Annotated in this window: 11 protein-coding genes; 1 reads left to right on the plus strand and 10 read right to left on the minus strand. The window is 40.8% G+C overall.

Features of this window, described 5'->3' with window-relative positions; all coding sequences use genetic code 11:
• Window positions 1-22: 22 nt before the first annotated feature.
• The 10 genes from ACSR9O_RS04480 to ACSR9O_RS04525 form a co-directional block, all read right to left on the minus strand.
• Complete coding sequence (locus tag ACSR9O_RS04480; RefSeq protein WP_491724001.1) at window positions 23-2,137, minus strand: sensor histidine kinase; 2,115 nt, start codon at window positions 2,135-2,137, stop codon at window positions 23-25.
• 343 nt (window positions 2,138-2,480) lie between these two features.
• Entirely contained in the window at window positions 2,481-4,385 is a 1,905-nt protein-coding gene (locus tag ACSR9O_RS04485; protein ID WP_491724002.1) for an endonuclease MutS2, read from the minus strand.
• Window positions 4,386-5,039: 654 nt separating this feature from the next.
• On the minus strand, window positions 5,040-5,219 hold the full coding sequence (locus ACSR9O_RS04490; protein WP_133350511.1) for a hypothetical protein: 180 nt from the start codon (window positions 5,217-5,219) through the stop codon (window positions 5,040-5,042).
• 171 nt (window positions 5,220-5,390) lie between these two features.
• On the minus strand, window positions 5,391-7,109 hold the full coding sequence (locus ACSR9O_RS04495) for an adenine deaminase C-terminal domain-containing protein (RefSeq protein ID WP_491724003.1): 1,719 nt from the start codon (window positions 7,107-7,109) through the stop codon (window positions 5,391-5,393).
• Between the two features lie 16 nt (window positions 7,110-7,125).
• Window positions 7,126-8,190 carry an ABC transporter ATP-binding protein gene (locus ACSR9O_RS04500; protein ID WP_434168664.1) on the minus strand — a complete coding sequence of 355 codons (1,065 nt, stop codon included), beginning with the start codon at window positions 8,188-8,190 and terminating at the stop codon, window positions 7,126-7,128.
• A gap of 15 nt (window positions 8,191-8,205) precedes the next feature.
• Window positions 8,206-8,994: an ABC transporter permease gene (locus ACSR9O_RS04505; RefSeq protein ID WP_101224382.1), complete on the minus strand. Its 789-nt coding sequence runs from the start codon at window positions 8,992-8,994 to the stop codon at window positions 8,206-8,208.
• A 6-nt stretch (window positions 8,995-9,000) separates the two neighbouring features.
• On the minus strand, window positions 9,001-9,825 hold the full coding sequence (locus tag ACSR9O_RS04510; RefSeq protein ID WP_101224383.1) for an ABC transporter permease: 825 nt from the start codon (window positions 9,823-9,825) through the stop codon (window positions 9,001-9,003).
• Between the two features lie 24 nt (window positions 9,826-9,849).
• Entirely contained in the window at window positions 9,850-10,779 is a 930-nt protein-coding gene (locus ACSR9O_RS04515; RefSeq protein ID WP_101224384.1) for a nucleoside hydrolase, read from the minus strand.
• 21 nt (window positions 10,780-10,800) lie between these two features.
• Window positions 10,801-11,838, minus strand: coding sequence for an ABC transporter substrate-binding protein (locus tag ACSR9O_RS04520; protein WP_402940754.1), 1,038 nt, complete (start codon window positions 11,836-11,838; stop codon window positions 10,801-10,803).
• A 192-nt stretch (window positions 11,839-12,030) separates the two neighbouring features.
• The gene (locus tag ACSR9O_RS04525; RefSeq protein ID WP_081113038.1) at window positions 12,031-12,336 is read right to left on the minus strand and encodes a DUF2294 domain-containing protein; all 306 of its coding nucleotides are present in this window, start codon (window positions 12,334-12,336) and stop codon (window positions 12,031-12,033) included.
• A 405-nt stretch (window positions 12,337-12,741) separates the two neighbouring features.
• On the opposite strand from ACSR9O_RS04525, the gene ACSR9O_RS04530 reads away from it, so the two are divergent.
• On the plus strand, window positions 12,742-14,277 hold the full coding sequence (locus ACSR9O_RS04530) for a maltose/glucose-specific PTS transporter subunit IIC (RefSeq protein WP_434168663.1): 1,536 nt from the start codon (window positions 12,742-12,744) through the stop codon (window positions 14,275-14,277).
• The last annotated feature ends 14 nt before the right edge of the window (window positions 14,278-14,291 follow it).

Genomic DNA, 14,291 nt, shown 5'->3' on the forward strand with positions numbered 1-14,291 from the left:
CTCTTCCTTTCCTTTTATGGTATTACCTATAAAAACAGCATGTTGTGATGGTCCCCTTTCCCATTTCACTTACCATTTCAAGTTTGGCATCATGCTCGGCCAAAATATCTCGGGCAATCGTAAGACCAAGACCGGAACCGTTTTCCTTGGTGGAAAAGAAAGGATTGAATAACCACTCTAAATCTTGTTCATTAATACCAATGCCGGTATCCTCAATAATGACGAGTACATTATCATTTTCTTCCCTTATTGTGATGGTAATCGATCCACCATCAGGTATTGCTTCAATCGCATTTAAAATTAAATTTAAGAAAACTTGTATTAATTGATCATAAGCTCCTTTAATACAGTAATCGTCCTCATATTTTTTGATGATTTGAATCTTTGTTTCATTTAACTTTACTCTCAGTAAATGGATAATTTCTTCTATTATGCTATTGAGTAATATACTTTCCCTTTGATTCTTGTTAATTTTAGCAAAGTTAAGAAAGTTCTCTACAATATCTTTCATTCTATTTATAACAACATATATGTCAGCCGATAATTCCTTGATTTCTTCTGAACATTCACTTTCCTCTGCTTCTTCCAATAACATTTCAGCCGATCCATATAAAATGGCAAGTGGATTTTTAATTTCATGAGCAAGTCCTGATGTAATTTGACCGATTAATGCCAGCTTGTCATTTTGTTTTAATCTAGCTTCCAGTAGTTTCATTTGTGATATATCTTGCATGACAGCAATGATTCCAATAGTTTGGAAGTCTTCATTGTAAAACCTTGAAGTCGTAATTTTAATCATTCTCTTTTTGCCATTGGCATCAATAATATCGCTTTCGATTTCTTCACCCTGTTTTCCTGAGTGTAAGGTCTGTAATAAAACAAAGTCCCCATTTTCAGATTTAATAGGCAAGTTGCTAAGATGCAACCCTATCATGTCATACCGTTCATAATGGACCATTTTTTCAAATTGCAGATTCACATAAGTGATGACGTTCTCTTGATTAATGGTGATGATACCATATGGAATTCCCTCAAGGACGTCGAATAGATAACGCTCCTTCTCCTCCAGCATTTTTTGCTTTTCGTAATTGCTGTTCCCCATATTAATAATCGTATCAGTCAGCAGTCCAAGTTCGTCTGGTCGTTCCTTTTTCTTTTCTTTTATAGGGATATAGGTATGAAGGGGATTATACGTCCGGGCATATTCAGTTAAACGGATGATTGGATACAGAATGCTTTTCATTCCCAGCCAAGTGAAAAATAAGCATAAAACCAAGATCGTAACAAAGCTGATCCTTAGTGCAAAGGAAAGCTTTTGAATAGGTTCAAATGCTATTCGTTCCGGCACCCCATAAACGAGGTCCCATCCATCTTGCATTGCTTGATAAGCCGCAACACTTTTTTCCTTTTGCCAATCGATCACCATAGATTCTGAAAAGCCACCTAAGGCATGCAATGATGAAATTTGACCAATTTGCTGCCCTGCCGTCGAAGCAATGACGGTTCCTGAGCTGTCGGTAATATAACTAAAATGCCCCTTGCTCAAACTCACACTTTTTAACACTTCTGACAAGTAATCCTTACTGATTTCCGCTACCAGTACACCGTGGAATTTTTTATTTGCCGAAAAAACCGGAACGGAGACTGTAACAACATTAACTCCAGAGTGGTTTTGAATATTATCAGAAACAGCATAATTATGGCTCCAGCGCACTTGCTCAAAATTCGGATAATCATAGAAAATAAAAGACGGATTTTTAACAAAAGGAGCTTCAAATCTTATTTTCTTGTTTTGGTCTAAATAGTAGATAGAATGGACGATAGAACTTTGTGAGATGGCTTGCTTTGATTGAGTGTACATGCGATCCAAGTCAAGTTGAGTACCCGTATCTTTTCCAGCGATCAACTGTAGCTGCAATACGACATCTGTCATCTCGGTATTCAATCTTTTGACAATCATATCCGTGCTTGAACGGTTTTGTGCAACGATATCTTTCTTTATTGTTTGCTCTGCATATCCGATGATCAGATAGTAAATCACAATAATTGGAATAATTAAAACGAGCATAAAGATATTTAAGTATTTTCTCGTAATGCTTTGGTTTATATATTGAAACAAAATTTTTATGATTTTCATTGTAGACATCCTATAACGTGCGATTTATTAGTTAATAGAATTATAGCAGATATAAAACAAATAATTAGAATTTCCATTCTTTTCAGTTTTTTTCGGATTTAGGCCATCCATTGCCTGATGATCGATAGATTAGGATGATGATTATACAGGAGAAAAAGTCACCATTGATTCAATCTGGCTAATGTACAGCAAAATTATGTAGTACGGAGTTTTAACGATATAAGCCATTAAGCAAAAAAAGTATGAGTCCTGTTAATACAGAACTCATACCCTGCCGATGTCTAACTTTTTGGGTGGAACACGGTTATTACAACCGCTATATTACAATTTCATTTATCATCGGTTATTCACCAAGCTTCTTCCGGATATCCGCTGCTACATTCTTTAATGCCTTTTTTGATCCCCTTTCAAGGTCGTGGTTCAATTTCCTTTCTTTATAGCTGACAAATAAAGAATCGAGATCATAGCCTTCAGGATATAAATCGACGGCCTTTATTTCAAGCTCAAGCTTATTGACATGAACTTCCTTGAAGGTATCTCCGAAAAGTACGACGACATTATTGAAGGTGTCCTTTTTCTTATAAACGATCGCGTGCCCATTCAGTTCGTTTACCTTCACTTTGTCACCGACTTCATATTCATAAGATGCTTCTTTAGGAACGGCTGCTGGCTTCGCTTTTTTGATTTTACCTTCCTCGACACGGCCCAAGTCGTAGTCTTTATTGTCGATATAGAGCTTTGCCTTTTGCAGAACCTTTTCACGAACATTCATTTTTTGGGCTATCCAAAGGGCATTGCTTTCCCCGGATTGACCGATCAACAGCTTATATTTTGGCTCAAGTGTTTCACTGTTGAATTGCATGGCCGCATTCATGAAATCACTGTGTATTTCCGAATAGCGCTTGATTTCACCATAGTGGGTCGTCGCAACGGTTATGCAGCCCCTCTGATAAAATTCCTCAAGGATGGCAATCGCTAATGCGGCTCCTTCATTCGGTTCCGTTCCGCTCCCGATTTCATCGAACAGCAGCAAGGAGTTATTGGTTATTGCCCCCATGATTTCCGAGATGTTTTTCATATGCGATGAAAACGTGCTCAGTGCATTTTCCATGCTTTGATTATCACCGATATCGACGAATACCTGGTCAAAGACGGCAAGCTCCGTCCCCTCTTTCCCGGCAACATGCAGTCCTGACATGACAGCCAATGTAAGGATGCCGATCGTTTTCAGGACGACAGTTTTCCCCCCGGCATTAGGGCCTGTAATAATCAAGCTGCGATAGTCCTTACCGATTCCAAAATCCAAAGGTACGCTGTCTTGCGGCAATAGTGGATGTTTACAGCTCGTTAATTTAATATACCCGTGATCATTGATTTTCGGTTCGATGGCATCCATACTTTTACTGAACTTGGCTTTTGCGAAGATCATGTCATATTGACTGATCAGCTCGATGTTTATCTTGATCGGTTTCAGCTGTTCGAAAACCGTTCCGGATAGTGTGGCCAAAAGTTGATACTCCTCCATCGATTCTTCCGCTTTTAAGCTTGCCAATTCTGCATTCAATTTCGTAACAGAGGCAGGTTCAATGAACACGGTAGCCCCTTTTGCGGATACTTCCACGATCGTTCCGGCCACTTGATTTTTATAGGAGGCTTTGATCGGGATGGTGTAGCGATCATCCTTTTTACTGATGAAAAATTCCTGAATGAACTCTTTATTGGCTCCGCTCTTCAAGAACTTATTCAGCCGTTCCTCTATTTTACCTTCTGTCTTGATGATTTGGTTCCTAATCCGTTTCAGGTCCTTGCTTGCTTCGGAAACGACAGCATTTCCCTTTATCGTGAATTGGATTTCTTCTTCGATGCTCCTGAATTCAGTCATGGAGCGGGCGTAGGAATGCAGTGTCGGTGCAAAGAACTCTTTATCGGTCATGAATTTCTTGATATTCCTGCAGCCTCTTAAGAAGTCTGCTATCGCCACTAACTCTGACGGCTCCAAAATCATTCCTTTTTCCAGTTTGTCGATATGGAGGCCAATATGAGAAATGCCTTTTAAGGGAATATGGCTTTCCGCATTCAGTAAGTTCCTTGCCTCCGTGGTCTCGTTCAAACGATTCTTAACGACCTTCAAAGTGCTGCTCGGCTTAAGCTGATCCAATAACGCTTTCCCTAAACCACTTACGCAATGATTTTTAACCATTTCCTTGAGTTGGATATATTGTAATTTTTCATAAGTCATTGTATTCATCTAATGATCCTCCTTGAATGAGTGAGTGATTAAAATTCCCGAATCCAAAAAATGCCCGCAATGGTCCCCCCTACCTTTACAAATGAACAAGCCATTTGAGTAGAAAGCTCCTGCGGGCATCGGCCTTATCCATGGATAAGTACCTAAAATCGATAACAAATAGGGCAGCTCGAATAGACCTGCGTACACAAAAAAGCATGATAGGACAAATCCCACCATGCTTTTCGCCGTAACACCTGCATGTTACACGATTTATGGAAAAGGAAGCAGTCTTAAGGTAGGTATTCACAATGCAGAATTACACTGTGAAAAAAGGCATACGTAATCCACTGACATATCAGTGATTAAATACCTTATTCAACTAAATTAGTTGATACCTACTCCCGACATAAAACACCACACCTTTTCTTAGATTGGAATTAACATACCATATCAGTAAGAAAGAGTCAATTCGTTTTTTGCCATTTTCCAAATTTTTATTAAAAGATTCAAGAAAACAATGCAGCCAAGCCCATGGTTCTCCCCTTTTCATTGTCTGAATATTTACTTTAAAATCGGGGTATGTTATCCTTATATTGACATAAACTAAAAACAGCCTCATGCGCTAACATGAGGCTGACAACTAGCAAGAGTGGTTGGTCACAACTAACTTAATTAATCGTCAGAAGAAGAACCATTGCCATCTTGGGAGGATGAGTGGTTCTTTTTCCGTTTCTTGGCGAACATAGACAGGATAAGACTGGTTGCTACAGCAACAAATATCTCTTTACCCATATCTGTAATCAAGTTCAATAAGAAATGAATCAAGCGGTCACCTCCTTTCCAATCTATCATTAGATGGAAAAGCAAAGCGTGACCTACCACTCTATCCTCAGTTGTTCCTCTATTTTATCATATTTTTACCTTAATGGTAATTATATGAAAATAAACAAGTCCAGCTAACATTTGACGCCAGGTAAGTCATTAATAAAAGGGGATTATCCATTGGATAATCCCCTTTTCGGTTTAAGCTTCATCACTCATTATGAGAGGGACTGTTTTCCCTTCGTTCACGTTGATCAATCCATGGTCGGTTATTTTCAGAGCCGGGCTGACAGGAAGCGATAAGGTGCTTAATGACATAATGACATTATAATGTTCGTAGCCTAACGATTTAAGTGCATCTGTCAGGTGCTGAACTTGCTTTGATACGATGTCCATCGGCTCTTCGGAAAGAATCCCTCCTACCGGCAGAGGAATCATCGATAGGACCTTGCCATCGTGGACGCAGCAGACACCGCCTTGCTTCCTTATTACTTCGTTAGCGGCAATCATCATATCCTGCTTATTATGGCCAATCACCAGAAGATTATGGTTATCATGCGAATAGGTTGTGGCGACAGCTCCACGCTTCAATACATCGCCGGTGATCAACCCGTGCGCCCGATTACCGTTTTTCCCGTATCGTTCGAATGTGGCGATTAAACCGTAAGGGCTTTCCTCCCAGCTTAATTGACCATTCTTCCCTTCGATACGATCATGGGTTTCAGATGTGAAAGTAGAACCGTTCTGCACGTTTATGATCCGGCACTTGCTGCTTTCAAGCCTATCCGGGATCGTGATGTTAAAATCGTTTTCGGTAAGTTCCGCAAGCTTCACACTTTGATAGAAATGCTCAGGAAATTGTTCTTCCTTCACTTCTTGGACATATGGACGTGAAGATTCATAAACTAGCTCACCATTTTTGTATACTTGTTCAATATCAAATTTTTCCAAGTCCGATAGCAGCAGGAAGTCTGCTGTTTTTCCAGGTGCAATGGCCCCGCGGTCATACATCCTCATCCGCTGTGCAGGTGTATAGGTGCATGCATAAATGGCTTTTTCCGGAGTCATCCCCATTAGGATGGCTTTCTTTAAAAGGACATTCAGATGTCCCCTGTTTTGGAAAGAGTCGGTCATGACATCATCGGTGACAAAGCAGAAATGCTCATCCACCTGATTTTCCTTCAAGTAATTCATCACTTCTTCAGTCATTGATTTTTCTTGAATCTCAATGAACATCCCAGCGGCGATCCTCGCTTCCATCCCTTCCACGGTCTGGTGTGTATGATCTGAATTCACTCCGGCATAAACAATCTTCTGCAAGTCCAAGTCGAGCAGCTTTGGAACGTGCCCCTCAATGATCAAATCTGGATAACGGGAACGGATATGGGACAAGATCTTATTCGTTTTGCAATCCGGGTCGGTTATGACCTCATAGTAATTCATGATCTCGCCGAGACATATAATGTCCTCCGTTTGCATCAATTCGTCTATATCATCTATTTCGATAGCACCGCCTGTTGTCTCCATCGATGTCGCAGGAACGGAACTCGGGATGGCATAAAACATATCCGCCACGCAATCTTGACTTGCTTTGATCATTTCCTTCACACCGGAAATCCCAAAAACATTGGCCATTTCATGCGGTTCCGGCACGATCGTCGTCACACCGTTCTTGATTAACCCGTAGGAAAAAGTCGCAGGCGTCACCATCGTACTTTCAATGTGGAGATGGATATCGATTAGACCTGGAACCATATACTTCCCCTGTCCATCGACGATTCTTTCCGGCTCGAAGGCATCCAATTCACGTTCTCCAATATAATAGAATTTCCCATCCTTGATGGCTGCATTCCCTTTAATAAATCTTTTAAAATAGCTGTTAAACACGTTGATATCTCTTACAAGCATATCCATTCGCATAACTTACCCTCCTAAGCTAGTCAACAAGCACCATCTGGTTTTTCGGAATTTCAAGGATTATTTCCTGACCCGTCCGATAGGATTCCGCCATTTCCTTGTTCACAGTGAAATCCCCTATTGGAGTTTCAACAACATATTGATAGCTTCTTCCCAGATAGGTGCTTACCTTAACTTGGCCAGGTAAACTATTTTCCTGAACAGCTCCAGTGTTATCTTTTTCCCTGATCAACAGATCGTCCGGCCTGATGGCGCCTATTTTTCCCGTTGAATTGGTCATCTGCGAATCCTTTTGCAGCACAAATGAGTATCCAGATTTGTTCAGTTCGATTTTACCTTCATGATCCCTCCGCTTATCGAAGTCAATGAAGTTCTTGAAGCCGATGAAGTCAGCGACAAATTTGGTTTCAGGATATTTGTAAATGGTCGCAGGATCACTAAGCTGCTCGATGATCCCTTTATTCATGATCGCCACCTGGTCGGATATCGAAAAGCATTCTTCCTGGTCATGGGAAACATATACCGTTGTAATCCCCAGCTCTTGCTGGATACGGCGAATCTCGACTCTCATATTCACCCTTAAGTTGGCATCAAGATTACTCAATGGCTCATCAAATAATAGGATGTCCGGCTCAATCACCAGCGCCCTGGCAATCGCAACCCGTTGCTTTTGCCCTCCGGAAAGCTCTTGGGGATATCTCTTTTCAAATCCTTTTAAATTAACGATTTCGAGCACATTCATTACTTTTTTTTCGATTTCACTTTTGGAATTCTTTCTCAGACGGAGACCGAATGCAATATTATCGAATATCGACAAATGCGGAAATAATGCATAGTTTTGGAACACAAAGCCAAAATTCCGCTTGTTGACGGGCACTTTCGTATAGTCCTTTTCCTTGAATAAAAACTTCCCTTCGTTCGCCTGTAAAAACCCGGCAATTAAACGCAGGGTCGTCGTTTTCCCACAGCCGCTCGGGCCAAGAAGGGATACCAGTTTCCCTTTTTCAATTTCAAGATTGAAATCTTTTAATATATTCTGTTTGTTATATGCTACAGATATATCTTGTAAAGTGAATAAAGCCATCCATCATTACCTCCTTTATCGTTTTGTGAAATAAGACAATCCCATGAGCCGTTCTACTATAAACATGAAGAAAGCGGTTATGAACATGAGCAATACGGAAATGGCCGAAATGGTAGGGTCGAAGTAGTTCTCCACATACGTCAGCATCTGAATCGGAAAGGTACTTACCCCAGGGCCTGTCATATAAACTGAAATGTCGACATTATTGAAGGATTCCAAGAAGGCGATCATGACTGCCGCCAGAATTCCTGATTTTATGTTAGGGAGGACGACTGTAAAGAATGTGCCCAATTTACTGGCTCCGAGACTTTCCGCCGCTTCTTCAATGGAAAAATCAAAGTTTGATAAGCTTGAAGAAATCACACGGATGATGAACGGAAGCATGATAACAGTATGTCCCACAAACAGGGCCGCATAAATCGGTAGCTGATAAGTCCCAACAATATAACGTAAAAATGCAAAGCCAAGAACAATTCCCGGTATTAATATAGGAGAAACGAAAAAGGCATTAATCACGCTTTTCCCTTTGAAATCAAACCGGCTTAATGCATAGGCAGCCGGCACTCCCAATAACAGTGCCAAAAGGTTGCCTCCGAGTGAAACAAGGATGGACGTTTTAAAAGCGACCAAAAACATTTCCACGTTAAAAATATTTTCGTACCATCTTAAAGAAAACTCTTCTGGCGGGAACTTCAAAATATTTCCGCCTTCAAATGACGTAACGGATATGATAAGCAAAGGCCCTAGTAAAAAAATGAACACCAGGAGAGTAAACAGGGCCAATCCTCGATTTTTTTCCTGCATACACCTCTACCCCTTTGGATTTAATTTTTTTGCCAAACCATTCATGATCGATATGATAAGAACTGTCACTGCAATCATTATCGTAGCGACAATCGATGCCACTTGCCATTCGTTCAATGTAATTGCGTTTTGATAAAGAAATGTCGAAATGACCCGCTGTTTCCCGCCTAATAAAGCAGGCGTTGTATAAGCAGTGAAGCTTCCTACAAAAACAAGGATGCTGCCAATGACCAAGCCTGGAACCGAAAGCGGAATGATTACCTTTGAGAATACAGCCAATCTTGAAGCTCCAAGGCTTTCCGCCGCTTTTAATAAGTCAGTCTCGATGTTCTCCATCACACCCACCAGCGTCACGATGATCAATGGCAGGAATAAATGGACCAATCCGATGATGATGGCAGTAGGCGTGTACAAAATATCAAGTGGCTTTTCAATCAAGCCCATGCCCATAAGCAGTTTATTCACGACACCGTTTTTACCGATGATCACCATCCAGCTGAATGAGCGGACAACAGGGCTTGTTAACAGCGGGAAGATCGTCAGCAAAAGCATGATGGCTTTTTTTCGTTGTTTCAGTTTTGAAATATAATAAGCTGCTGGAAATCCTAATAGAATGCAAATGATTGTCGTGAACAGACTCACCCTAAGTGTCGTCAGCAGAATTTCAATAAAGTATCGGTCTTGGAAAAAATCGAGATATCCTTGTATGGAAAAACCGCCGCTTTCATTAAAAAATGTCGTGCCAATCGTCATTAGGATCGGAATGATCATGAAAATCGTTAAAAATAGAACGCCTGGTAACAGCAGCAGGTATAGATAGCGTTTCTTCACCTCGGAACCCCCTGTTCGTATTATTTATGAATTGATTATGCGAATGAACAGGTCGAAAAACGCTTCCGCATCGACGTCCAGACAAACATGCGCATTAGGCTGCTTCATCAGCCTGTTTTGAAAGTCGCAAACCATTTGTCCGTCACAAAGCTCGCTTTTTGTTTCAACATCCACATAATATTCTTCTCTGGTGACAAGATCTTCTTGCAAAGCAATGGCTACAGCTAATGGATCATGCATCGCACATGCCCATATACCGTTACGTTCAAAATACCTTTTCCGATAATCTGATGTGCTTTTCCTTATATAGTCAGCAAGTTCATGGTTTTGAATCAATTGGATATGCTCTTCATCCAACAGAACCTTTCTCGTAACATCAAGACCAACTTGCGTGATGGATGCGAATCCCGCCTGTAATACGATTTTGGCTGCTTCAGGATCGACATACGTGTTATATTCAGAGGTTGGCGTGACATTGCCAACCCCTTTGACAACTCCGCCCATGAAAATGACTTCTTTAACGAGCTTGGTGATTTGCGGACATTTTTTCACCGCCAATGCCAAATTCGTAAGAGGCCCCGTCATGACAAGCGTCACTTCACCTGGAAAATTCAAAATGGAATTGATGATGAAATCAGAAGCAAATCCATCATCAGGCTGATTTTTGACTGGCATATCCTTCAAGGCTCCGCCAATCCCGTCTTCGCCATGAATCCGGTGTTCAAAAAAGGGCCTCCTGATAATTGGGCTATCTGCCCCCTTTATGACTGAAATGTCCTGTTCATTCAATAAATCCAATATTTTGCATGTATTCAATGTGGCTGTATCAAGTGATACATTCCCGTTCACTGTTGTTACCGCCAATATGTCGAATTGACGGCTTTTAACAGCAAGAATGATCCCTATTGCATCATCTATTCCAGTATCCACATCAAGAATCATTTTTTTCTTCATCAAGCACACCTCATTTCTTTCTTAGTGTGTAAGCTCACGATTCCAACGATCGATCCATTGTTTCGAGTTTTCATTAACAAACTTCATGTCCAATACACGCAGGCTGTTAATGACTTCATCTCCGTAGGTTAAGCCTTTCGCTTCCGTTTCAGAGAGCTTGACTTCCGTATTGACAGGAGAATCCACTTTCGCTTTCGCTGATTTTTCCTGAACTTCCTTGCTTAAGATGTAATTCATGAATTCGCCTGCCAATTCTTTTTGATCGCTGGCTTTAACAATATTCACTGTATTCATCACTGCGTAGCCGCCTTCTTCAGGGGAAATGAACTTAGCATTAGGAACGGCTTCCTGTAAATCGCCAAAATACATTTCCATGATCGGGCCTGCAGCGATTTCCCCTTGCGAGAACATGTTGACGAACTCTGATGTTTGCCCATATTCCTTAACCGCATTCGGCATGATCTTTTTCATTTGATCGAAGGCTTTATCTTCATTGAACTCTTTACTTCCGCTAACTTTTGACGCGGCATCCAAAAACATCGGTCCAGTTGTTGAAGTGATGGATGGAATCGTGATCTTCCCTGCCAAATCCTTGCTCCAAAGATCTTTCCAAGAAGTGATCGGTTTACTCAATTCATCGGGATTATAGGCAATGCCAAATTGTGCAATGGTATAGGCTGGTCCAAACTCCTCGCCATTCGGTGCTTTTGCTTTGTCGTATATATTATCAATATTCGGAATTTTGCTGTAGTCAACTTTCTCAAATAACCCTTCATCGATGCCTTGCTGTGCATAGTAGTCGGATAAATAAATAACATCCACATCGCTATTCGCTTGGCGTACTTTGTTCAATCGATCTGCATTATTTCCTGAATCAACAACAATCTCTACATTATGCTTCTTTTCAAATGGCTCATAGACTTCAGGACGGAAGAAATCATCGGCGAATCCCCAAGTGGAAACGACTAATTTGGCTGGTTTTTCCTTTCCATTGTCCTTTGAAGAGCATGCAGCTAAAACTAATGTGAAAAGCGATAACATCATCAATATTTTTTTCATCATCCAAACCTCCAATTTTATATTGTTTAAACTTTCCTTTTTACTTATATAAATGTAAAAAAAGACAATCTTAAATAGAATTGAAATTCTACCCAAGATTGTCTTTTCTTTGTAAACAAAGATAAAACTTATCATTTGGTTCTCTAGCGGCGTTCCCTCCAGATAAATCCGAAGGGAAATCCATTTATATGATTATATAATTTTTTCCTTCAATACAATATTGGTGAATGCCAGCTGTGTCGCTGAGTCATAATCCCTCAGGACAGCTTCGATATCCCAATTCGTTTGCGTTTCCAGCTTTTGTTTCAGTTTCTTTTTATAAAGCAGGGACATATGAAAGTCAACCTCCTGCTTCAGGCTGGGAACTTCCCCTTCTAAAGCTTCAGAGCGCGGGGCACGTCGATGTTTGGCTTGAAATGTAATCACATTCTGCTCAACAGTAACCTTCAGCAGCGTCGTACCAAAGCCGAACAATTCCTTCGATACCTCATTATACATATGAGAAAGCAATTTTTTCGTTTCGTTAGAGTTTATCGCTAAGATGACTATCACCTGCCATACTATCGTTTGAGGTAATTATATATACTTTTTCTTGATTGCACAAGATAATATTCGGATTTGGCACAAAAAAATGTTTTTTTTTAATTAAATTGCACATTTACTCACCAATACACGAATTATAAAAATAAGCAATAAAGATTTCAATATATTCATATAACTTTTTATCCAATCCAGCACCCTCTATTAATGAAAACTTTTTCAGAGAAATAAGCACAAGATTGAAAACAGTTGATATAACCTTGCACCGCATTGAAAACGCTCTCATGTGGATTTAATATAGCTAGTATAGAGCGATAAAAAATAAAGAGTATCAATGGCTCGTTAAATGAGGGAGGAATCATTATGAAGAAAGCTTTTGAGAAAGCACAGCAGTTCGGTAAATCTTTTATGCTCCCGATTGCCGTTTTGCCAGCGGCCGGTTTATTGCTGGGAATTGGCGGTGCTCTTTCCAATCCAAATACAGTTGAAGCCTATCCATTTTTAGACTTTGCTTGGCTACAGGCCATTTTCACGATCATGAGTTCTGCAGGGAGCATCGTATTCGGCAACTTGCCGGTTATTTTTGCAGTAGGTGTTGCAGTAGGATTGGCACGGTCGGATAAAGGTACCGCTGCATTGGCAGCCATGATCGGCTATTTTGTCATGAACAGTTCAATTAATGCACTGCTTCAAATAAACGGGGAACTTGCCAAAGAGAATTTGGCAGGTGCCGGACAAGGAATGGCGGTCGGGATCCAAACACTGGAGACCGGTGTGTTTGGCGGTATCGTAGTAGGTATCGTTGCCGCACTTTTACACAATAAATATAATAAAATTCAGCTTCCGCAAGTGTTAGGGTTTTTCGGGGGTTCACGTTTCATTCCCATCATCGTTTCCTTCGCGTCCATCTTGGTTGGAGCCGTGCTTTTTATCGTATGGCCTTATTTCCAACTTTTCATAAACCAATTAGGTGCACTGGTAACGAGCACAGGCACGATCGGGACTTTCTTTTACGGATTCATATTACGGATGCTCGGACCGTTAGGGTTGCACCATATTTTCTACCTTCCCTTCTGGCAAACAGCATTAGGCGGAACGATGGAGATTAAAGGGCAGATTGTCAGCGGGACCCAGAATATCTTCTTTGCGCAATTGGCCGACCCAACTACCGTCAAATATTATGAGGGTGTTTCCCGGTTCATGTCCGGACGGTTCATCACGATGATGTTTGGTTTACCTGGAGCGGCATTGGCCATTTATCATTGCGCTAAACCTAAAAATAAGAAAGTCGTGGCCGGTTTGCTTCTTTCAGCTGCCTTGACCTCTTTCTTAACAGGCATCACCGAGCCGCTTGAATTCAGTTTCTTATTTGTCGCACCGATCCTTTATGTTTTTCATGCCTTGTTTGACGGACTTGCCTTCATGATGGCAGATATATTCAATATAACGATCGGTCAAACCTTTTCTGGAGGATTCATTGATTTTACTTTATTCGGGATACTCCAGGGCATCAGTAAAACAAACTGGATTTATGTACTTCTCGTCGGCATTCCGTGGTTTTTCTTATACTACTTCACTTTTAAATTCTTGATCAGGAAGAAGAATTTGAAAGTGGTCGGACGTGAAGATGATGAACAGGCCGCTGTTACACAAGTAACGGCATCAGAGAGAACCCAGACCATCGTTAACGGATTAGGCGGACAGGAAAATATCGATATAGTCGATTGCTGTGCAACCCGTCTGCGTGTCACCGTAAAGGATGAATCATTGGTGAAAGAAGACATCATTAAACAAACCGGTTCAAAAGGTGTCGTAAAAAAAGGAAACGGCATTCAAATAGTTTACGGTCCCCAAGTGACGATCATCAAAAATGAAGTGGAAGAATACTTGGGTCATTGAGAATATAGACAACG

The sequence above is a fragment of the Peribacillus sp. B65 genome, assembly GCF_058513295.1.